This window comes from Dysgonomonas sp. PH5-45 (genome assembly GCF_029893235.1).
In the GTDB taxonomy this organism is placed as follows: domain Bacteria; phylum Bacteroidota; class Bacteroidia; order Bacteroidales; family Dysgonomonadaceae; genus UBA1309.
The window spans coordinates 1-22,056 of the sequence record NZ_JARXWE010000034.1 but is presented as its reverse complement, the minus strand read 5'-3'; the positions used below and the strand labels follow the sequence as shown (position 1 = coordinate 22,056).

Annotated in this window: 16 protein-coding genes and 1 pseudogene; 11 read left to right on the top strand and 6 right to left on the bottom strand. The window is 36.9% G+C overall.

All coding sequences use genetic code 11. The features are described 5' to 3' along the window. From M2132_RS10590 to M2132_RS10580, 3 genes and pseudogenes are all read left to right on the top strand, one after another. A partial coding sequence (locus M2132_RS10590; protein ID WP_280673336.1) for a hypothetical protein occupies positions 1-236 on the top strand: 236 nt, incomplete at its 5' end. A 50-nt stretch (positions 237-286) separates the two neighbouring features. After that, complete coding sequence (locus tag M2132_RS10585) at positions 287-1,525, top strand: DUF3945 domain-containing protein (protein WP_280673338.1); 1,239 nt, start codon at positions 287-289, stop codon at positions 1,523-1,525. Between the two features lie 362 nt (positions 1,526-1,887). After that, positions 1,888-3,550: pseudogene (locus M2132_RS10580) on the top strand (DNA topoisomerase). A gap of 697 nt (positions 3,551-4,247) precedes the next feature. Here M2132_RS10580 and M2132_RS10575 read toward each other — a convergent pair. Both M2132_RS10575 and M2132_RS10570 read right to left on the bottom strand, forming a co-directional pair. After that, the gene (locus tag M2132_RS10575) at positions 4,248-5,525 is read right to left on the bottom strand and encodes a nucleotidyl transferase AbiEii/AbiGii toxin family protein (RefSeq protein ID WP_280673340.1); all 1,278 of its coding nucleotides are present in this window, start codon (positions 5,523-5,525) and stop codon (positions 4,248-4,250) included. 2 nt (positions 5,526-5,527) lie between these two features. Continuing rightward, positions 5,528-6,121: a DUF6088 family protein gene (locus M2132_RS10570; protein WP_280673342.1), complete on the bottom strand. Its 594-nt coding sequence runs from the start codon at positions 6,119-6,121 to the stop codon at positions 5,528-5,530. Between the two features lie 320 nt (positions 6,122-6,441). Between M2132_RS10570 and M2132_RS10565 the strand changes: the two genes are divergently transcribed. The 6 genes from M2132_RS10565 (at position 6,442) to M2132_RS10540 (ending at position 15,130) form a co-directional block, all read left to right on the top strand. Beyond that, positions 6,442-7,827, top strand: a complete 1,386-nt coding sequence (locus M2132_RS10565) for a hypothetical protein (protein ID WP_280673344.1) — start codon at positions 6,442-6,444, stop codon at positions 7,825-7,827. 202 nt (positions 7,828-8,029) lie between these two features. Then, the gene (locus tag M2132_RS10560; protein ID WP_280673346.1) at positions 8,030-8,920 is read left to right on the top strand and encodes a DUF4007 family protein; all 891 of its coding nucleotides are present in this window, start codon (positions 8,030-8,032) and stop codon (positions 8,918-8,920) included. Then, entirely contained in the window at positions 8,910-12,119 is a 3,210-nt protein-coding gene (locus M2132_RS10555; protein ID WP_280673348.1) for a hypothetical protein, read from the top strand. Before M2132_RS10560 ends, M2132_RS10555 begins: the two co-directional genes overlap by 11 nt. Position 12,120: 1 nt before the next feature. Further along, positions 12,121-13,224: a phosphoadenosine phosphosulfate reductase gene (locus tag M2132_RS10550; RefSeq protein ID WP_280673350.1), complete on the top strand. Its 1,104-nt coding sequence runs from the start codon at positions 12,121-12,123 to the stop codon at positions 13,222-13,224. Positions 13,225-13,229: 5 nt separating this feature from the next. After that, on the top strand, positions 13,230-14,279 hold the full coding sequence (locus M2132_RS10545) for a DUF262 domain-containing protein (protein ID WP_280673352.1): 1,050 nt from the start codon (positions 13,230-13,232) through the stop codon (positions 14,277-14,279). Positions 14,280-14,281: 2 nt separating this feature from the next. After that, on the top strand, positions 14,282-15,130 hold the full coding sequence (locus M2132_RS10540; protein WP_280673354.1) for an SIR2 family protein: 849 nt from the start codon (positions 14,282-14,284) through the stop codon (positions 15,128-15,130). Between the two features lies 1 nt (position 15,131). Here M2132_RS10540 and M2132_RS10535 read toward each other — a convergent pair whose 3' ends face one another. The 4 genes from M2132_RS10535 to M2132_RS10520 form a co-directional block, all read right to left on the bottom strand. Beyond that, entirely contained in the window at positions 15,132-17,534 is a 2,403-nt protein-coding gene (locus M2132_RS10535; protein WP_280673356.1) for a hypothetical protein, read from the bottom strand. Positions 17,535-17,631: 97 nt separating this feature from the next. Further along, complete coding sequence (locus M2132_RS10530) at positions 17,632-18,318, bottom strand: hypothetical protein (RefSeq protein ID WP_280673358.1); 687 nt, start codon at positions 18,316-18,318, stop codon at positions 17,632-17,634. A gap of 2 nt (positions 18,319-18,320) precedes the next feature. Next, the gene (locus tag M2132_RS10525; RefSeq protein WP_280673360.1) at positions 18,321-19,106 is read right to left on the bottom strand and encodes a division plane positioning ATPase MipZ; all 786 of its coding nucleotides are present in this window, start codon (positions 19,104-19,106) and stop codon (positions 18,321-18,323) included. A gap of 37 nt (positions 19,107-19,143) precedes the next feature. Beyond that, on the bottom strand, positions 19,144-19,602 hold the full coding sequence (locus M2132_RS10520) for a DUF3408 domain-containing protein (protein WP_280673362.1): 459 nt from the start codon (positions 19,600-19,602) through the stop codon (positions 19,144-19,146). Positions 19,603-20,145: 543 nt separating this feature from the next. Here M2132_RS10520 and M2132_RS10515 point away from each other — a divergent pair. Further along, entirely contained in the window at positions 20,146-20,592 is a 447-nt protein-coding gene (locus M2132_RS10515; protein ID WP_280673364.1) for a hypothetical protein, read from the top strand. Continuing rightward, positions 20,577-21,863 (top strand): conjugal transfer protein MobB, encoded by a 1,287-nt coding sequence (gene mobB / locus M2132_RS10510; RefSeq protein ID WP_280673366.1) that lies wholly within the window; start codon positions 20,577-20,579, stop codon positions 21,861-21,863. The genes M2132_RS10515 and mobB overlap by 16 nt, the downstream gene beginning before the upstream one ends. Positions 21,864-22,056: the final 193 nt, after the last annotated feature.

Here is a 22,056-nt window from a genome sequence, read left to right as displayed (position 1 = left end):
ACAAAAAAGAACGAATCGGAAATAAAAGAGAAAAACAAAGCGGAATAAAGAGAAAACAAAAAAAAGGCCATCTCATCATTGTGAGACAGCCTCTTGTTCGATATAGTTCTATGGTGTTCGTCCATTTATTTCCAAAACCGGAACTTAAATACACCCCGATTTCCAAAACTCCCCCCAGACAACCCCGGACACAAGCATCCACCGTCTTAAATCCTTGCAGTCAATCCATTACTTAGGCTTATTTTCGTTCTGCATTAATAGTATGCAGAATAAAAACATATTTATTATGGACGAAAAAAAAGTGAAAAATGAAGAGCCTAAAGTCTTTCTGACACAGGGCGAAGATGGCAAGCTAAAAGCCATCGCAGGAGAACAGGACGGCAAGTTAAAAACGGTCGATCCCAAGAAAGAGAACGCCGACCAGTTTATGAAGATTGACACCAACGGCAATGCGTTGGAGAATTTCTTCAAGAAGTTTTCGGCACAGTTCAGCCACCCATCACACACGGGCGTTTATGCAGTTACCGCATCGGCGGTGGATAAGGTCGCGGCTTTCTTCGACAAACTTATCCGTATCGACCACAAAGACAAGGCACTCGACCCGTACCGCGTCAAATTTGACGGTAAGATACGCATAGAGGTAGAATTTACAGGCAAGTATCAAGCTTTAGACCTGAATAAGCTCAACTGGAAGAAAGTTGAAAAGTTAGGCGTTTCCGGCGAAAACTTGCAAGATGCTCTTAAAGCAATGGTTTACGGGCATAAGTCGCCCGGTCTGGTCGAAATTAAGCCTGTCGTTGACGGACAGGAGTTTCCCATGCAAGCCCGCTTATCGCTGGAACAGCAGCCGGACGGCAGTATCAAAATCGCTACCCATCCCAAGCAGGAGCAGCCCGATTTTGAAAAACCGTTCATGGGAGTTGTCTTTACCGAGCAGGATAAAGAGCAGTTCCAAAAGACAGGGCACGGCGGGCGTGTGTTCGATCTCGAACCCATAGCCGGAGGCGAAAAAGTTCCTTCGCTTATCTCCCTTGATAAACTTACCAACCGCTTTGAAGCTATGGCGTTGAAGGATATTTGTATTCCGCAAACCTTGAAAAATGCCCCGCTTTCCGAAGAACAACAGCAAGGGTTGAAAGAGGGTAAAGCCGTTTGGATTGAGGGTATGGATAAGAAAGTTAAACAAGGCGAACAACCCTCAAAGATTGACCGCTTCGTTCAGTACAATGCCGCCAGTAAAAACTTCGACTTTAAGTTCAGCGATGAGCAACGCCAGCAGTTCAACCAAGAACGGCGAGCCAAGCAGGGCGAGGGGCAGGCGGAAGGTCAGGAGCAGAAAATGCCTAAAGCCCGCAAGCTCGGTGAGATTTGGGTCTATTCCAAACAGGGCGGCGTACAACTTTCCCGCGAGGATTTCGACAAACTGTGTAACAAAGAACCTGTCTTTGTCAAGGACATGGAATCGCAGAAACCCAAACAACAGGCGGATGCTTCGGGATCACAGAAAGTTGAAGCTACCGACTAGAAAGGGCAGAAGTACAATGCGTGGGTATGGATTGACGAAGATAAAGGCAAGGTTCGCCATAGCACTAAGCATCCCGATCAGGTACGGGCTATTGAGGCAAAGCAGGCGGCACAGAATACACAGAACATCAAACCCGCCGCAGAAAGTAAAACACAAGTTGCAGTCAATAACGAAGGTAAGACTAACGAAGCTACCAAACATTCCAACGAGCCGCTAAAGAAAGGTCAATCGCAGCCCACTGAGAAACAGGCGGAGAAAAAGGAGCAGAAGCAGGAGCAAAAACAATCCCCTGCCGCTCCAAAGAAAGGGAAAGGGCGCAAGATGTAATCCATTATTTCAACCACTAAAAAATCAATGTTAAAATGAAAATTATAATTGCAGAAAAACCGTCTGTGGCTAAGAGTATAGCAGCCATAGTCGGCGCAAATAATAAAAAAGATGGCTATATAGAGGGTAACGGGTATGCCGTTACGTGGGCTTTCGGACATTTGGTCGCTCGGCAGGGTACAAACACCGACACTGGCGATTATTTGCAGTAGATACCTTGAAAATAAGGATTTCAAGCCGCAAACTTATTTCCGCCTGAAACTGCATACGGCGAAAGATGCGGTGGCTTTTCCCGCCCTTTCGGTGGATAGATTCGTTACACGAACCATTGCCGAAGAAGTAACGGCACAGGTCAAAGATGCCGGAGCGGTTAAAGTTACTGGTGTAGAGCGTAAAGAGGTCAAACAGGAACCGCCCTTGCTGTACGACCTTACCACCCTTCAAAAAGAAGCCAATAGCAAGCATGGTTTTTCGGCAGATAAGACCCTGACGATAGCGCAAGCATTATACGAAGCGAAAAAAATCTCGTACCCCCGAACAGGAAGCCGCTATATCTCCGAAGACGTACTGGAGGAAATACCGCACCTGATCGCTATGCTTCGTTCGCATCCCGATTTCGGGACATATATCGACAGCAGATTCGATACAACGCTTAATACCCGTTCGGTGGACGATACAAAAGTTACCGACCACCATGCGCTGATTATTACGGAAGATCCGGCTACCGGATTATCCAAAGATGAACAGCTTATCTACGATATGGTTGCCGGGCGTATGCTTGAAGCCTTCGGCGAACGTTGCATCAAAGAGAACACCACCGTTTCGCTTGACGCGGGCGGCGTACACTTTTCCTGCAAAGGGAGCGTTACGCTCGTCCCCGGTTGGAGAGCAGTATTTAACTTTAAGGACGAGCCAAACGATGAGGACGATACGACAGTTTTACCCGCCCTCATTGAAGGCGATAGTCTATCTATCCGTGATTGCGAAATTCAGGAGAAGCAAACCAAGCCCCGCCCGCTTCACACGGAAAGTTCATTGCTTGCGGCGATGGAGAGTGCGGGTAAGGAGGTAGAGAACGAGGAAGAGCGTGAAGCGATGAAAGACTGCGGTATCGGAACACCCGCTACCCGCGCCGCCATTATTGAAACCCTATTTTCCCGCGAGTATATCACCCGTGAAAAGAAATCCCTTGTCCCGACAAACAAAGGGCTGGTGGTCTATCTGGCGGTAAAGGATAAGAAGATTGCGGACGTTGCCATGACAGGGCAATGGGAACAAGCCCTGAATAAGATCGCATCGGGCGATATGGAGGCATCGACATTCCATAAAGCAATAGAGGTTTATGCTTCACAGATAACGTCCGAATTGCTTGATATGACATTTGAAGGGCAGGATAACCGCCAGTCATGCCCTTGCCCGAAATGCAAGAGCGGGAATGTGGTTCTCTACAATAAAGTCGCCAAGTGTCAGAATGAAGCCTGTGGGCTTACCGTATGGCGTTCCATTGCTAAAAAGGAACTGACGGACGGGCAACTGACAGACCTTTTGATCAGCGGCAAGACCGCCCTTATTAAAGGTTTTGTAAGCAGTAAGACCGGAAGCACTTTCGAGGCGGCAATCAAATTCGATACAGACTATAAAACAGTCTTTGAGTTCCCGCAAAATAAAGGAGGCAGCAAAAAACGACGTTCTAAGTAAAATCTTCATTATCTTTGCCACTGAAAGACTTTGTTTTACGATTCGGAATAGTCGTTTAACATTGATCTTTTAGTGGTGGGCATCCGGGGCAAGGCTTCGAATGCCTTTTTTTCGCCCATATCCGAAGGCTCGCATTTATAAGAGTCTGTTTAAATTTGATTACTAAAAAATAATATAGGGCTTCGCAAAACAAGCTGGAAGATGTTTCTTTGAAGTGACCAAACTAAAAAAGAAATGTATCCTACCGATTTAACAGAAACCCAGTGGCAATATATAGAAAAAGTTCTATTGCCCCAAGGAAGAGAACTGTTACCGTATCTCTATTGATAGTCAGCCTTTTATATTTTCTTAAATTTGGAATCCCACACGATTTAGCACACGATTATTTTTCATCGTTCTGCTCGCTATTTGCATGATTTCTTTTACAAAGTTACGAAAAACATCTTTAACCATGAAGACTTCTTTCGGATTTTTATTCCAAAAGAATATTTTAAAACGTTGATTAACAGCCTACAATATTGATTTCTGCATAACAAACTAATAACAGCACAACACAATAAACTAATGAACTATGGCAATTATCGTTCTGTAGATGTAGATAAAAATGAGAAAGAGAGCCCCAACAGAATTTCATATAAGTAATGCATCCGCAATAATACACACAATCTGTATATTATTGCGGATGATATGGTATTGATTATTCAAAAATATAGATGCCTTGATACTTATGTCCAGATCTAACTGTTATAGTAATATGATTATCTTTTTTGTCTGTATTAAAATGAATGTTAGAGATTTTATAACTTCCACCATCCGAGTTTACTTGATTAAGGAAATCATGCATTTTTTGGAGCATCCTTTGAGGGAGACTTAAGAAATCAAAACTCTTTCCGGAAACCACATTTTCTGTCAGAAAAGCAATCAATTCTTTTAACTTAGGATTAAAGAATGGAGTATTGCATGTCAGTTCTCTGAACCGTTCTTGTAAAATAGTAATGCGTTTTATTAGTTCATCATAAGATAGCTTCTTCCCATAAATGAACCCTTCTTGCATCTTTTTATAATCATCTTTAAGTGTTTCAATCAAGGATTCCGGCGGCAAGAAAGAAATCGTTGAAGGATGGTGGCTTTGGTAATCAAATCCACTCCATGCGGTAAATTTGTTTCGATGTTCAACAATATGAGAGTATAAGAACTCATCATTCATCGCTTTTATGGCAAATTCTTTATCCATCATCTTCTCTATATCATAAAGATGTCTGGTGAGTCTATCGATTTTTGTACCGCCCCCTATACGATTAAATTCTTCATGAAGAAGAAAGACCTTCTCTAAAAACGTCTTTCCCGGAAAAACTGTTGGCACAACAAACGGTGATTCACTAAAAGGCTCATCCGGGTATGCTTCTTCAATCATAGATCGCATTTCAACAGGTTCAGATGGTTCGATTAGAGAACGGCAACTTATTTCAACCTTAACTCTTTCGGCTATGTATGGGTTCTTATCAGGCAATATAGAGGTATATTCGATGAAAAACTCAACAGGATCTTTATCCGATACTGTTGTTTCAGGATTCACCAACTTAAAATGTCCTGATAACCCCAATGCGTCCAATGCTTTTTCTATCTCAGGAACAAGTGTGTTGTCTACGAATCGTTTTGATTCTTTTCTTAATTCAGTACGTTCCTTCTTACTTAGATTCTCTCCAAATCCGAGAGCAGCTCTATCTATGGCAAGATCGCAATCTTCCGAGAATCGCTCTATTAAATCCCAGCCTTTGCTAAGACTCGTTCCACCCTTAAAAACCACTCCTTTACAGCATGGCAATCCAAAAATGGCTTTCAACACCATACTTACCCAAAAATCTTTTTCTACGGCATTATCATCAATACCTTTTTCTTCTGCTACATTTGCAAGGATGGTTTGCTTTTCTTCTAAAGGTAGATATATCCAGTTCCGTTTTAACGTCGTTCCCATAATCAGATTATATTTAATTTCTTGCGAATCCACTGTGGTGCTATAAGGAAATCCTGCCTAATCATTTCCTGATTTGGCTCCTTAGCAAGTATTTCTTTTATTGTCAGTATCGTATTGTCATCTATACTATTTTCGCCGATTTCTTTCATTGCTGATACAGCTAAAGAAAACAACTCGCTTTGATAAGCAAAATTTCTGGGGACGCTCTTCTTGAAAATGATTTTGCGATTACCCACTGTAATTGATCTTGGAGTACCATTTGTTAGATATACAGCATTCATTGGGACCTGAGTTGATAGCCCTAAAGCATTCAAAGCAGTTAAGCCTGATGGGATAATACGCGCCTTGTCTTTTTCGGCAATCGTTTTTGCAATTGTGTCAATAGATGGTTTATGTATCCCATAACGATTACGACTTGGATACAAATAGATGCCTTGCGAGAGACGTATCAGAAATTTCTCATTTTCAAGTCGGGATAGCACTCTAGCAACCAATGCATCATTATTCAAATCAGCAAAATCACTTATCACATAAAGCCTTCCTTCTCCGTTTTGCATTATGCGGTGTTTAATTTCCTTGGATAAAACATGTGCCATATTTCTTGTTTTATTAAATTTTGTCCGAAATTACTGCTTTTTTTCGGACAAAACAAGAGGAAAGTTTATTTTTGTCTGAAATTACTGCTTTTTTTCGGACAAAAAAAGAAGGGGTGAGAATGATTATCTTTCATCGTTTTGCTCGCCTATTAGCATGATTATTTTTGCAAAGGATGGAATCATATTGAATCTGCCTGCCTCCTCAATTAAAGCAATTAGCTTTTTTCGTTTCTGTTATGCAGCAAAAATAGTGCATTATGGAAACAAAATAAAGTATCGAGATGAATTAAGAGCATTTCTGTTCTATCGACAAGACGAAAATGAAGCCTTTTTATTTTGCGTACAAAACAAAAGAGGTTTTTCTCATTTACTTGCTGAGTAAATTACCCCACCACTATCCAGTCAATTCTTGTTTTTATGAGATATATCGGCTAAAATATGACTACTTTTGTTGGATGCAACAATCAAATAGTATAGCTACTTTATCTGCTCCCGTATTTGATAACCTCATTGAAAGGGCGCAATATCATCCTGATTTACTCAGTCAGGGGGAGAAAGATGTTTTGTTAAGTATAATAGAGGAGCTTCAATGTGTTGCAATCTGTGGCAATGATGAATGTCGTGAACTTTGGCTAACCATAGAACGTGGTTCTATAGAGGATTTCGGAGATTATGATGAGTATTTGGAGAATGAGATTGTAAGTAGCAAAAGTGACTTCGAAAAGATATGGGAAGAAGGATATCCTGATCTAGTAAAATGGTATCTTCTCTCTGTAAAACGTTATAATGAAGAATGTTTTCTTTTCATTGACAGTAAACTTACTCTGCATATAAAGAAGGAAGCATCGAATATTACAGAATCCATCAATCTCCAACTTATTTCATGGATTGATCAAGCCGTTAGCAAATGTCTTAATTGGCTCAAAAGAGATACAACTGGGTATAATGAGTATATCAATAAACATCTTCCTTATACAAAACGTACAGGTCGCATCCTTCGGCAGGATTATTGGAACATTGACCCGGAAGAAAAGGAGTGGATGCTGAAAGGATTAACTGAAACTGACATAGAAACTCTAAAGGCCATTGTAGAATTGTCCGAGAATGATGAACGAACTGTTTTCCCAAAGAAAATGACCTCTGGCATCTTCTTTGATTGCTGCAAAATCGGTTATGAAGCTAATGGTTATATGCATAGTGCAGATATGAAACCAGTAGATTTATACCGCAAGTTTGCAGATGGAAGGGATTTTGGACTTACCCAACTGAATCTTGATTCCCCCCAAGCATTTGAAGAATGGTTCGATAAACGAGAATGGCAATTTGGTCATCCGTGGGAAGTTTGTCGAGGTGGTAATTCTACACATATTTCGCTGTATGTTGATAAGCAAGCAGATGGCTGGAGATTATCTCTTGCCGGAAAAAGTAGTAGCCGCATAGCCGAAACAGTTCGATTTGCTATAGCTTTGTATAACCATAATATTTCTTTCAAACTATGGGATGCCAAAGAAATTCTGGCAATGGTATCCGGAACTGACTACATAGGGATTGTACCAGAAGGAGTCATTCCTGTTTATTGCCAGTCCTGTTTTCCGAAGGAAGAACGGATTGTTGATTTTATGAATTTGCCAACAGAAAATAGAAGTAAGGTTGTGGGAGTGGCTTATTGGTATCCAGTAGAGGAGATTAGGGTAATAGAGCACTAGAATAGTTCTTATGGTATTAATCGGCTTGTAAACAAGCACTTGAATGTGTTCTATTTTGCTATTATCCAATGAATTATCAAATAATGTCTTTCAACAATAAGCCGAATCAGGGTAAAATGAGTATATTTGACGGAAAAATAAAATTCCTCAGAGATGAATTATTGTACTAAATCGAAAGGGGATAGATATATAGCTTCATGATATGCTAAAATACACTTTCTCAGGACATGAAACTTTTCATTGTAAAAGTTTTTGGTTAAAAAAGGGATATGACTATATAACTCAAGGACATTCATTTGTTGATGAAAACGCCGTAATAGAGCTTGGGGTTGGAAAAAATATGGTTGCTTCCATAAGATTCTGGATGAAATCTTTTGGATTACTAAACAATGAAAATGAATTAACTCATTTTGCTCATCATATTTTTGACGAGAACGAAGGTCTTGATAAATATCTCGAAGATCGAACAACCCTATGGCTTCTACATTACATGTTGGCAGCTACTAATTATGCAAGTATTTATAGCTTAGTTTTTGGAGAATATCATCGTTCGAGAAATGAGTTTGACATGCAAGCATTAGAAGGTTTTCTGAAAAGAAAATGCTTTGAAGAAGACTTCCCTTTTAATTCCAATACTATACAAAAAGATATTAGGACATTAATCCGGAATTATGTTCAACCAGTGACATCCGGTAGTATAGATGAACTATACTCAACACTCTTATTGGACTTGGGATTGATTCTTCATTTCAAAAATTCGGAGTCAGAAAAGGATACTTATTCTTTTAATCTTCGTAATACGAATTTGCCTCCATATCAGCTGATCGTATTCATCCTTCTCTCATCATTTAAAGATAATACAATTGACTTCAGGGACTTGATGTATGGTAAGAATCCAATTGGTTTGATTTTATGCCTAACAGAAAACGTGATGGACCGTCTTTTGAGAGAAGCTGATGAAAATTTTAATTGGCTGGTCTATAAAGAAGATGCTGGAAATAAACAAGTTCAGATTAAAGAACGTCCAAATGATAATTGGAGTATTTTAGAGTTATATTATCAAACAGTACAAGCGAAAAATAATGAGATATAGTCCTTCTATAAATATTGAGCGGGATACTTTTTCCAGTATTCAATATATACCGACTCCCAATGCGAAGAATGTTTCCGCAACTGTCATAAATGGTATCAAAACAGGATTTCATTCGTTTAATATAATTGGAACATACGGAACAGGAAAGTCTAGTTTTCTAATGGCTTTTGAAGAGAATTTCTCTGAAACCAACAATCTTCTTTTTGATCAGAACTTGGCTTTTGACAAAAATGAATCTTTTGAATTTTTAAACATAGTCGGCGACTACGCTTCATTTCAACAGCTTATACGGAATAAATTGGGATTTGACGGAAGAAGCAATTTCTTCAAATCTTTTGACAACTATTATGCTGACAACATTAAAGGTAATCAATACTTGTTCATCGTAGTTGATGAATTTGGCAAAGTGCTTGAACATGCAGCGAACAGCAACCCTGAAGAAGAACTGTATTTTATTCAACAATTTTCTGAATATATAAGTGATTCGTCAAAAAAAATCTATCTAATAACAACTCTTCATCAAAACTTTACTTCTTATGCATTTCGATTATCCAAAAATCAACGCAATGAGTGGGAAAAAGTGAAAGGGCGATTTAAAGAAGTTGTGTTTAATGAACCTGTAGAGCAACTGTTATTCCTTGCTTCAAGCTATTTGCAGGAAAATGGATTATCACCAGAAATTCCCAACAAAAAAAACCAAGAAAAGCTTTACGGTTTAGCTTTTGATACAAAATTTATCAACAGCTCTGTTGCTTTGACAAAAGAGTTAGCAGATAACATTTATCCAATGGACTTGTTCTCTGCTTATATTCTCACATTAGCCATACAAAAGTATGGACAGAATGAACGGTCGCTTTTTTCTTTTTTAGAATCAGAAGATCAAAACAGTCTTAAATATTTTGTTCCATCAGAAAATGAGACGTTTAATATTGCTGATGTATACAACTATATTGAATATAATTTTTATTCTTATCTGGTTGAAGTTAATCAGGATTCTACGAACTGGACAGCATTAAAAGTTGCAATAGAAAGAGTTGAAGCATTATTTGACGGTCAAGAAACTATAGACGCTTACAAATTAGTTAAAACTATTGGTTTATTAAATATTTTTGCCAAGTCTGGAACAACTCTAGATAAAGTTTTTCTTATTTCTTATGCTAAACTAGCGCTAGGAGTTTCGGAACCAGAGCCTATAATAGATCGATTAGTCCAAGCTAAAGTTATTCGTTACGCAATCTACAAATCTCAATATGTATTGTTTGAAGGTACCGATTTAGACATTGATGTTGAATTATTAGAAGCAGGAACAGTTCTTCGAAAAGGAATAGACTTCATAAATAAGCTCAAAAAATACTTTGATTTAAATTATATTCAAGCTAAAGCTATTAGCTATCAAAAAGGAACTCCCCGCTTTTTTGAGTTTATCATTAGTGATGATATTATTTCAAAAATACCGATTGATGAAATTGATGGATATATTAATCTTATATTCTCTGACAAAATATCTATAGAGGATGTTGTAAGTCATTCCAAAGAGGAGAAAAACGCAATTATATATGCCTATTATGCAAACTCTTCCAATATTCAAGAACTAATTTTTGAAATCGATAAGTATCAGTATGTTTTAGATTATAAAGTTGACAAGGAGGACTGGGTTGCTAAAAGAGAACTGGAAAAAGGAAAATCATTTTTGATGGGCAATCTTAAGAATTTAGTTGTGTCATCATTATTCTCTTCAGAATCGGAAGTCAAATGGATTTATAATGGACAAGAAATAGCAATTCCAAACAGTACCGTTTTAAATAGAGTATTATCCGATATCTGCGATGCGATTTATAATGCAACACCTGTATTTAAGAATGAATTGTTGAACAAATATAAACTTAGTTCAACAATGAGCACAGCACGGAATAATTTCTTAAACGAATTATTGGAAAATTCAGGACTAGTAGATTTAGGTATAGATAAATTTCCTCCCGAAAAGGCTATTTATAGAACAATGCTTAAAAATACAGGTATCCACAGAGAGGATGAATTTGGAGGATATCAATTTTTTCTTCCAAATGAAAACTCTTTTATTCCACTTTGGCAAGCCTGTGAAGATTTTTTTGAAACAAGTAAAAACAAAGCAAGAAAAGTTACAGAACTTACTCAGATATTAAACAAAGCTCCATTTAAACTAAAACCAGGTTTTTTAGATATATGGTTGGTAACGTATTTAATCATAAAAAAAGAAGATTATGCCTTGTACAGCAATGGAAAATATGTACCATTCATAAATAAAGAAGTTTTAGAACTGCTGATTAGGAAGTCTTCAGATTTTTCTATCAAAGCGTTTGATGTAAGTGGTGTTAAGTTAGACTTATTCAATAAATATCGAGAAGTAATAAACCTCGCTCAAGAAGAATCAATTGGAGAATCTTCTTTCATCGAAACAATTCGACCATTTCTTACTTTTTACAAACAGTTACCCGAATATGCAAAGAATACAAAAAAGTTAAGTAAGAATGCCATCGATTTACGAGATACGTTAGCAAAAGCAAGAGATCCCGAAGATACTTTCTTTGTTGATTTGCCTAATGCATTAGGTTTTGTCGACACAGATCTACTGAATAATCCTCATTTACTCACTAATTTCGTAAACATTTTGCGAGATAGTATAAGAGAACTTAGGACTTGCTACAATGAACTGTTAAACAGAATAGAAACATATATTTTAGAAACTCTTGGCATTAAAGAGCGTGAGTATGAATCATACAAACCATTGGTTGAGAAAAGATACAAAGAAATAAAAGAGCACTTGCTACCTGCAAAACAGAAAGCTTTTCATGCTCGACTTATGGCCAATCTGAAAGACAGGAAAGCATGGTTAAATTCCCTGACATTCACACTCTTGAATAAACCATTAGAAAATCTATTTGATGAAGAAGAAGAGTGGTTGTTAGACAAGTTGAAACATACATTTATTGAATTGCTGAATTATGTTGAAATTCAAAAAATGAAATTTGATTCTCAAGATGAAGTGTTCAAGTTCGATATAACCTCCATTCAAGGAGGAACAAAAAATAAACAAATTGTTATACCGAAGGATAAGATAAGCAAAGCTAAGAAGTTAGAAGAAGATATAAAGAATATGTTGTCTTCAGACGACCAATTAAACATATATGCTCTGCTTAAATTGCTGGAGAATAAGATGTGATATGACAAAAGTAAGACATGTTTTAGGTATTTCTGGGGGGAAAGATAGTGCAGCTCTTGCAATCTATCTAAAAGATGGTTATTCTGATTTAAGTATTGAATATTACAATACGGATACGGGGTGTGAGTTGGCGGAGACTATAGAACTTGTCAATAAACTGGAATCCTATTTAGGTCATATTGAAAGACTAGTTGCAGCAAAAGGGAGTCCAGAGCCAACTCCCTTTGATCATTATCTAAAAGTCAACAGAGGATATTTGCCTTCGCCACAAGCACGTTGGTGTACAAATAAATTGAAACTCGCAGAATTTGAGGATTTTATAGGTGAAGATTTAGCGGTTTCGTATGTTGGTATTCGGGGAGATGAAGAAAGGGAAGGTTATGTTTCAACAAAACCCAATATACAATCTATATTTCCTTTCAGAAAAAACATCTGGAGTCTTGATGTAATCAATCAAGTATTAAACAACCAGAATATTGATAAACTAATCGAAATATACAAGGAGTTTACACCTGAAAAAGAAATTGAGGATGTATTGAAAATAATTAAAGCTCCATTAACCAAGCATTTTTATTACTCTAAAAAGCTAAACACTTTATTAGATTTTGACACTAAGCTTTTTAACCGTGTTGTTTTTGAATTTCTAAAAGGAACAGATTATCCTGTTGGAAGACTGGACTATTTTCCTTTAATTGACAATACGGATGTTCTCGTGAAAGAAGATATACTTAATATCCTCAAAAAAAGTGGTGTAGGCATCCCTTCGTATTACAATTTGATTAATTTTGAAGTCGATGGTCAAACTGGTCAATATTGTCGTAGTCGTTCCGGTTGCTACTTCTGCTTTTTTCAGCAGAAAATAGAATGGGTTTGGCTGTATGAACAACATCCGGACAAGTTTCAGCAGGCGATGGAATATGAGAAATCCGGTTATACTTGGAATCAGGGAGAAAGTCTATCTGATCTTATACAACCTGAACGTATTCGTCAGATAAAACTTGACCATTTGAAAAAAACTCAATCAAATAAAACAAAAAATACGTCTGGATTATTAGTTGATATATTTGACGATGATGAGATAAATTGTGCAAACTGCTTTATATAAGAAATATGAAAATACGAATAGCAAATTGGAAAGTTAAAACACTTAATTCCAAGATTGAGAAAATCAATCCTGCGCCTCAATATCAAAGAACTTCGGTTTGGTCTGAAACAAAGAAAAAGCTGTTGATTGATTCTATGTTACGTGGTTATGATTTGCCAAAGTTCTATTTGAGAGCAACTCCTAACGATCCGCTATATGAATACGAGGTAACTGATGGACAGCAAAGGATTAGAGCCATTACAGAATTTATGAGTGAAGATCGTGATGAAAAGTATCATTTAGACAGTACCATTATTAATGGAGTGAATACAAATAATCTTGATTATGCAAATCTCGGAGAGCTCAAAGATAGTTTTGATAATTACGAATTAAATATTGCTATAATTGACGAAACTACACCTGAAGAAATTCGTAGTCTATTTGCTCGGTTGCAAATGGGAGCACAACTTAATCAAGTCGAACTAAGACACGCTTTAGCAAGCAATATAGGATCAGCTATTTTTTCAGTTGTTGAAAATCATCCATTTTTTGCGAATTGTAAAATACCTAATATAAGGTTTAAGCATCAGGATTACCTGGATCATGTTATGACCATAGTGTATAACTTAGGAAAAACAGATGTTAAAGCAAAGAATATTGAAAAATTGTACAAAGACTTAGCAGATGCGACTGGTGATATTTTTCAGGACTATATACGTAAAACGAATACTGTATTAGACTGGATGAATGATCTAAACAATTTACAAAAAGGTATTTTCAAAAACAAATGGACTTTTGTCGATACATTTTGGTTGTTGTATGCAAAATTTGATCAAATAAAAGAAATAGAGAATGAAAAGTTTGTAGAGCAATTGAAATTGTTTGAACAAAGAAGACTCACTAACCATCGGAATCCCACTGATTTAATTAATGATCCTGCATCAACCGCCTATGACAAAGACTTATATGACTATATTATTGCATTCAAGTATTCTGGGAATTTGAGCTCAAATTTAGAAATACGCAATAAAGTTTTTAGAAATAAATTTATTAATAACGGAATTTATCTTAAATAGTTATGATTGAGGACATAAAAAAAGCCATAGAAAAGAACTCTTTTGGCATATATGTAGGAGCAGGTCTTTCTATAGGGGCAGGTTTGCCAAGCTGGCCTCAGCTAATTAATGAGCTAATAGATATTATTGAAAGGAAAAATCTATTTAATGTAGGTAAATGTCAAGAAATGAGAGATCTTTCAAGTAACCCATCCAAATATCTTTTACTTGCAGAAGAAATTAGAGAGTTAATTCAAAGCGATCTTGAAAGATTGATCCGGGATAGATTTGAGGATAAAAACAAACAACCTACAGAAACCCATGATATTTTAGTGAAGCTAAAGTCTAAGTTTATTATCACCACTAATTATGATACATTAGTTGAAAAGGCTCTTGTGAAAAATTTCGTTAATTTTTTTCCTACAGTTTACACTTACAAAGATGCTTCATCTATAAATTACAGCTTATGGAATAATGATCATTTTGTTCTCAAAGCTCATGGGGATGCAAAAACTCCTAAGGAAATCATATTAACAGAAAAAGATTATCGAAATATAATTTATAATCAAAGCGGCTATCAAAGCATCTTACATGCAATTTTTTCAACAAATTCTATTTTATTTTTGGGAGTCTCATTAAATGATCCGGAACTATTACTTTTGTTAGGATATATACATAATATATTTCATGGCGGCTCTCCGACTCATTATGCATTAATGGCAAAAGAAACTGTTTCAAATACTGAAATTGAACGCTGGAGAAAAGACTTTAATATCCAAATCGTCTGCTATGACAGTAAAGATAACCATATAGAACTAAAGGCGTATTTAGAAAATATATTAAAAGAAACCGGAGAAGCTGACCTCGGATAAGCTAATCCTCCAAAGCTCCCATTAATTGTTCCATTCCGAAATTCAGTAAGAAATCGGAGTAATAGTTATCGAATACATCTTTGATATATTCATCAATAGCAATATTTTCAATACCCGTTTCTTTTTCTACCGAGATTGAGTACTTTCTTCTTTTTGTAATCATGTAAAGAAACAGTGTATGAAAATACACTGATGATATATATTTTTTTTCTGCGACAAGAATTTGTTCTTCTCCTTTAAGTTTAGAACGATGATTTAAAAAAACTTTACTATCAAGATTGATATAAATCTCTTGTAACTGATCTCCTTCCGAAACGGGATGCATTACCGTATCATAACCCATTTCAATGCCATTTTCTTCTAATTTTCCCCAACTATCTTCTTTTACTTTGTGTAATTTAGGTAAACCAATATGATCTTCAGACTCATCTTCTTGTGGAATTTTTTCTTTGGGAGCTTCTTTGTCTGAAACTTTGACTAATATAATTTCTTCAAAAGCCTCTCCCGGAGCTGTTAATGATGCTTTAATTTCAATTTCGTCGCCAACATTCAATTCATCTCTTGGTTCTATTGTAAGCTTTATCGTTCCCTTATTGGGACTACTCTTTACAATGTTTAATAATCCAGCAATATCTTTACCTGATCCTTCTTGTGTACCACCAGTTTCATTGTTTCTTCTCGCCTGCAATATGCTAATTTCTAAATCACCGGAATATTCTGAGCGATCAAAATAATCATTTTCCACATCAGTATTAAACTTAATAGTTTTCTCCCCGTTTTTAGGAAGACTGATAATATTAAGTCCTTCTTTCTTATTATGCAATTTGAAGAAAGTTGGGAATCGTTGTGGTAGAAAAGGCTTTACTTCTGTTTTAGGCTTATAAGTAGCAGGCTTTTTTTCTTTTTTCTCTTCTCTTTTTTCCTCAAGTTTAAGTGTATTTTGCAATAACTTAAATAAATCACTGTCTTTTGGCAAATTTTTAGCAAATGATTTTATCAGTTCTGTTGTATCTTCATTTTCTAAGCCAATACTATCTTTTCTCCTTCTATTTATTTCATCCAAATGACTTTTTCTTAGTTTTTTACCTAAGTAATCGCGTAGCGCATATGCTTCTTCTCCTTGTTTTAGACGATCTCTTGATGCCATAAACAACTCTTCTCTAAAATCGGGATCCATACCCGTACAATCAATATGGATTAGTAGATAATCTTTCAGTAAATTAAATTTAAGAGTTCGAGTAATAAATTCAGCAGTATAACTCCCATGAACTTGTCCATTTATGGAAAACATAACGGACATATTATTCTTAAAAAATCGACTTCTAATAATTTCTTTACTCTTTTTTACATCATACTTTTCCGTCTTTGGCTTAAAGACATAGCAAGTTACTTTTGCTTTTCCAAACAGTTCATCAACATATTCTTCAGAAAAATAAGTATCTATGTATTCGCTTTGAGATTCTTCTAACCTTCGTTTTAACCCATATAGATCAAGCTCTAAAACTTTATTATTAGGATAGCGTTCTTTCGTGTCAACTGTTAGAATCGGCAAAGTTGGTTCAAAAAGGAACTCGTTCAAACTCTGGTTGAGATCTTGTGCAAACCCAGAATACCCACTAGGAAACTGGTAGGAATACATTTTTATAATGCTTCCCGTCTTGAAGTTACGCCCATGCAATTTTAGGTCTAAATAGTCTATGGGGAAACTTGGTATTTGATTGTCTATTTTTAAGTATTCGAAATGACTTGACCTTCTATTCGAAACAGAGTCACCAATTTTCCGTTGCCGAATTAGTGTAAATCCAAAATTACCAGTTCCATCGAAACGCTTAGATGCAATAAGTTGATATCTTTTCTTTCCACAAAAGACTAATGCTCCGCTTCCTCCCATGTTATATTTTCCCTGAACAAATTGGATATTAATCTTATTTCCTCTTACTAATGAAAGAAAAGTATCTTCGAATTTTTCAGGATGCTGTCCCTCTCCATTATCATAGATAATTACAGATGTCTCGCGTGTTGGTCCGTCAGCTATGATTTGTATATCTTCTGATTGTCTTCTTCTGTTTTGTTTTAAGTCCCAGTTTTTATAATCTGGATAAAAAAGGCTTAGCGCCTCTTCCATAGATTGAGGGGCTTCGTTCGAATCTGGTTGAATTCCAGATTCTAAGCATTTTTTCGTAAGAATTGCATCAATAGAGTTTGTTACTTTTTCAACTAATGCGGCGATAGGGCTAGACTGTTGATTTCGAACGATCCCAAACATATTTTCATTTCCACCAAGAGGGAGCCAATTATCATCTATAAATATATTGGGATTATTTTGAATAACATTTTCTACATCTTTTTCCGTTTTACTAAAATATAGAAAATTAAATAAGTCGTGGTTCGAAATTTCAGCCATAATTGCGATTTTTTGTTTAAGCAAAAGTACGTTAATTTAAGGAAGTTAGCAAATATCGAATGGTTTCTGCAGTGTATCCCAAAGATTATTATGAGTATTATTCTCTAAGATATTCTCTATAACCAAAACCCTCAGACCAATTACCCGATAAGGCTTGCTTACTATCCTCAACCCTGTTCAGAATAGCCATTGCCCGTTCTTCTGCACCTTGAATCTGTTTTGTGAATTGGTTGTAAATATCAGTACCTTCTATTTTAGGAATGATTTGTTCAACCTGAGTTTCCTCTTCTTTCGTAATCGGATTGCCTTTCAGCGTCCTAACTACCAACTCAAACTCATCAAGGGGTGTGCCCGTGCTGAATTGTGCCCGTCCCTTTTCCGTCAGAATCGGAATCGTTTCATCATCTATCGTGTCCAGATCAATATCGGATGATTCTTTTACTTCCAACGGGATAGACATAAAAGGCTTGTTTTCTTCTATCATCTTGGATTGCTGCAGTACCAGTTCTTTTAGTTCGGCAATTTCCTTTTTCAATAGGCCTTCGGGTATTATAGGCTCTGGTTGTGTCTGCTTAAGGATATTATCTTTCAGTCTAAACTTCGTTTTCCCGATAATATCTGGTATCGGTTCTTTGGTTAGCGAGCATTTCTTCTTGTCATTGTCCTCTTTCCTGGATTGATATTTCTTATCGAACCAATCTTTAAAGATATTCCAAAGGTTCAGGCATGCCATAAAGAAGCATGCCGTCGCCAATAGAATTGCTTTTATCTTTTCCACTTCCATGATTACAGATTGATCGTTTTGATTATCTCCTCAACCAGCAAATCCAAATTGCTGCCATTTAGCAATGGTTTATCAGGAGGGAATATTGTTGAGAGGAACAGATAGTCATTCCCTTCAATGGATTGTTCCCTGTCATAACGAACGCTTTGCGGGATACGGCTCTCCATTATGGAAATACCTAATCCTAAAATAGACTCTTCGTAATAATTGAATAGTTCTTTTCTTTCCCGATTCGTTACTCTGTTCCAGAACAGATAGATTCCCTTCAATCTGACCTGCGGATTCATGGTTATCATCTCGTTAATAGAAATGATAAATGGTAGGGTACTTTCCATATTAATCCGAGAAGTGGTTATCGGAACAAACAGATAATTCATCTGGAAGAATATCTCGACCACATTTTCATTGTTTACTGTTCCCGGCAAGTCGAATAATACTACATCGTATTTTTCGGATTCGTTTTCCAAAAATGCTTTTGCCCTTGCGAGAGCTTGTTCCGGTTCGGTCGGAACGATAGGATAAGTCGGTTTACCTAATTTTGTAAACAGGGATTCTGCTTTCCTTTGATAAAAAGCATTGGTTTGTAATTGTTCCGCTTCCCGCTTCCGCATCTTCTGAATGCTCCATTGTGGGAAGTCGCAATCAATAACAGCCACATTATAGTTTTTCAAATAATGCAGATAACTGGCTACTAAAGTTGTGAAGACGGATTTGCCTGCTCCTCCTTTTTGGGTACAGAAAGAAAGATACATAGGTCTTGCTTGTTTTTGATTTTCTGAATTGCTCATGATGCTTTTTTTTAGTTTATACTGTTTCTGAAATGAATTACTTACCGCTCCTTTTTATGGGTCTTTTGATGTTATCTTCGTAGATACGATTGATTTCATCTTCATAGAGTTCGATATGATGGCTGATGATGTTATCAACCAATCCGCTGACGCTAATCCGTTCATTGCGTATTGAGCGGACAAGAGTTTGAAGAACTTCGTAGTTGTCTTTGCCGATATACAATCCCTGTCGATTACGAAGTTCATTACGGGAAAGAAATACCGATTCATAATCTACCGATTGTCCCCGCTTCTTTTTGGGCGGTTCTTTTGTTTTTTCTTCAATGGAGATTTCCGGTTCTGCGTTCGTTTTGTTTCCGGCAACTTCCAACTGATTTTCTGCCTGTGTGGATTTAGGCATTTCTTCATTGCTGCCTGCAACCGCGACTTGACGGATAAATGCACTTGTGTCTATCTTCACACCTGCTTTTTTGTTTACTTGATTATCTTCTTCCATATATGAATGATTTTATGATTGCCCACATTTATACAATTCTTCTTTTATTCATTTAATCAGCTATTCAGGCATCTGTTTCTGATTACTTGAACATTTGCACATCTGTCTATCTGCATGCTTATCGCCAAATAGGCAAACAGACAATTTTTCTTGTATCCTGACTTGCATTTTTGCTTTCATGCCACAAAGAAAACGATAAAAGAAAGCTGATTTTGGAATCAAGTATAAGTGGCACTGACTGACCGTTTCTGCCCGCTTATTCTGTTGTGCATAAGCGAAGTTCATCCCCTATCTTTGTCCAACGGGAATGAAAAGCCGGGAGTTATCTATGATTTAAAACTCTCGATAAATGAGTAACCGTTCCGGTTCCTATTAATGTCCGCCAATGCCGGCGGATTTTATTGTCATCAGACAATAGCAAGAAGTGTTTTTGTCAGCGAAAAATTCCATTTTCCTTCTTCCAAAAACATTTCTTGCCCAAACCTGAGAGTTTGGGGGCGGTTCTCCCAAGTCGAACCTTTTAAAAAATACATTCAAAGATTAATGAACATGGAACATGTCGATAATGGAGCCAGGCGGCTCAAAAAGAAAAGAGGGCGCAAGCCTAAAGCGGATAAGCAGACTTACCGCCACATGATACGCCTCAACAACAAGGATAACGAACGGTTTTTATCCTTGTACCATAAGTCGGGACACAAAAGTAAGTCCCGGTTTATAGCAGATTGTATATTGAACAATCCGGTAAAAATCGTTCCGATCAATAAATCGGCTATGGATTTTGCGATGTTGTTGTCCCAATTCTTTGCACAGTTCCGGGCGGTAAAGACCAATTACAATCAGGTTTTTCAGGTCTTGGTTAGGAATCTGGGCGAAGAAAAAGCACGCTCGATGATGAAGATTATTGAGAAACCGACACTGGATTTTGTCCTGATGAAAGCCCAGATAGAAGATTTATACACTCAAATCCGGGAAAGATGCTTGCCAAAATAAGTTCCGGAAAATCGGTATTCGGGGTATTAGCCTATAATAAAATCAAGGTGGAAGACAATCAGGCGGATGTGGTGTATAGCCAAAAAATGTTTGATTCTCCCGACAGCAAATTCTCTATCCGTGATTGTATGGATTCATTTGCTCCTTATTTGGCTATGAATAACCGAACTGAAAAAGTAGTATTCCATGCTTCGCTTAATCCCGATCCGAAAGATAAACTGTCGGATGAACGGTTGTCAGAAATAGCCCAATGCTATATGGAGAAGTTGGGCTATGGAAACCAACCCTATATTGTTTTTAAGCATACGGATATAGACCGGACGCATGCACATATCGTTTCCTTGCGGATTGATGAAACAGGCAAGAAGATAAATGACAGCTATGAAGTTGCCCGTTCCATGAAAATTTGTAAGGAGCTGGAACAGGAATTTAATCTTATCCCGCTAAAGAAAGGGAAACGGGAAAGTGAAGCTCCAACCAAGAAGATAGACTACAAAGCAGGAAATATAAAACATCAGGTGGGTAATATAGCTAAATCTGTGATGAATCATTTCTATTTCCAGTCATTTGGAGAATACCGCACATTATTGGAACAATTCAATGTAACGGTAGAAGAAGTGAAAGGAGAATATAAAGGCAAACCATATCTGGGATTGGTTTATTCGGTAATAGATAACAAAGGAGAAAAAATCGGTGTCCCGGTTAAATCTTCCAAGTTTGGAAAATCGGTTGGCTATGATGCGATGCAAAAGCATTTTGAGCACTCCAAATCGGCGATTGAGAGAAATAGGGTAAGGGAGAACCTTCGTCCAGTTATTGCTAAGGCCATGAAAGAAGCCAATAATATAGATGATTTTAAATTGCTATTGAAAGAAAAAAGTATCGGTGCCATTTTCCGGCAGAACGAACAAGGGCGTATTTATGGGGTTACATTTATTGACTATCAAAATCAGGCTATTCTCAACGGTTCGCGCTTAGGTAAAGAATTTTCCGCTAATCAATTTCAAGCCTTATCCAATGATTCTCCGGTGAAAGAAAAAGAAGAAAGACCGGAACAACAAGTCAGTTATAAGCCCCAACTGGAAAAGCTATCTTCTCCTTCGCTGAATTTATCAGGTGTTACAGATGCCACTTCAAGTCTATTCAGCATCTTTGATTTAGAACCGCAAGGAGATAATTATGAAGATATTGCTTTTGCCAAAGAAAAAGAATACGAGGAAAAGCAGCGGCAACGGAAAGCGAAAAGGAGAAAACCGGGTAGACAGATTTGAACTTAGCACTTATTGAAAGACAGAATAACTTTTTTAACGCTATGCTAAAAGTTATTTCCATCTTCCAACAAGTCATCATCATCATTTTTTATTTTTCTTTAGTACTGATGCGTTAAAAATTTGAATTAAATAAATCCAATTGCTCTTTGACATTTTGTTTTGAATTGACTTGAAATTCGGTAAGCAGTTCTCT